The organism is Stenotrophomonas geniculata ATCC 19374 = JCM 13324, from assembly GCF_001431625.1.
Lineage (GTDB): Bacteria > Pseudomonadota > Gammaproteobacteria > Xanthomonadales > Xanthomonadaceae > Stenotrophomonas > Stenotrophomonas geniculata.
The window spans coordinates 1-803 of the sequence record NZ_LLXT01000066.1; the positions used below are offsets into that span (position 1 = coordinate 1).

Below are 803 nucleotides of genomic sequence, written 5' to 3' on the forward strand. Positions count from 1 at the left end.
GCGTTGTAGGCCGGCGACCAGATCTCGCGGATGTTGTGGGTGCCGAAATCTTCCACCGACGAGCGCACGTAGACCATCTGGGTGCGGTCACCTTCGACGTCGAACACCATGCGGTAGTCGCCGTCCTCGTCGACCTCGTAGGTGTAGCCCAGCTTGTCCAGGTGGCGGGCCACGGCCTTGTCGGCCTGGGTCTCGGCGGCGGCGGAGCCGGCGGCGGCCAGGGCGATCAGCAGGGCGGAGAGAAGGGTCCTTTTCATGAAGATCCTGTGAAACAGTGTTGAGAGAGGATGCAATTGTGACGGCGGCCGTGCGTGCCGTCCAATCTGCGGCGGGCCGACGCAGGCCCGCTCGAGCCTCTATAATGAGCAGATGCCCCGCGAGTCTTCCCCCGATTCCCATCACGAGCACGGCGTTGCCGTGGAACCCGCGCGCCCGGAAGTGGCGCCGCCGCCGTTCTACCAGGTGATGCTGCTCAACGACGACTACACCCCGATGGATTTCGTGGTGGACGTACTGCAGCAGTTCTTCAGCATGGACCTGGACAAGGCCACGCAGGTGATGCTGCACGTCCATACCCGCGGCCGCGGCGTGTGCGGGGTGTTCACCCGCGAAGTGGCCGAGACCAAGGTTGCCCAGGTCAACGAGTATTCGCGGATGAACCAGCACCCGCTGCTGTGCACGATGGAAAAGGCCTGACCGCCCCCGACCTGTAGAGCTGAGCCGATGCTCGGCTGCTGTTCACCCAGGCATCCAGATCTCTGCCAGCAGCAGCCGAGCGCAGGCTCGGCTCTACAGGTGGATGA

General features: G+C 64.5%; 1 protein-coding gene and 1 pseudogene. One reads left to right on the plus strand and one right to left on the minus strand.

Features of this window, described 5'->3' with window-relative positions; translation table 11 throughout:
- Positions 1–257 (minus strand): annotated as a pseudogene (locus ARC63_RS03500) (hypothetical protein); the annotation flags it as partial.
- Positions 258–369: 112 nt separating this feature from the next.
- On the opposite strand from ARC63_RS03500, the gene clpS reads away from it, so the two are divergent.
- Positions 370–696 (plus strand): ATP-dependent Clp protease adapter ClpS, encoded by a 327-nt coding sequence (clpS, locus tag ARC63_RS03505; protein WP_010485856.1) that lies wholly within the window; start codon positions 370–372, stop codon positions 694–696.
- The last annotated feature ends 107 nt before the right edge of the window (positions 697–803 follow it).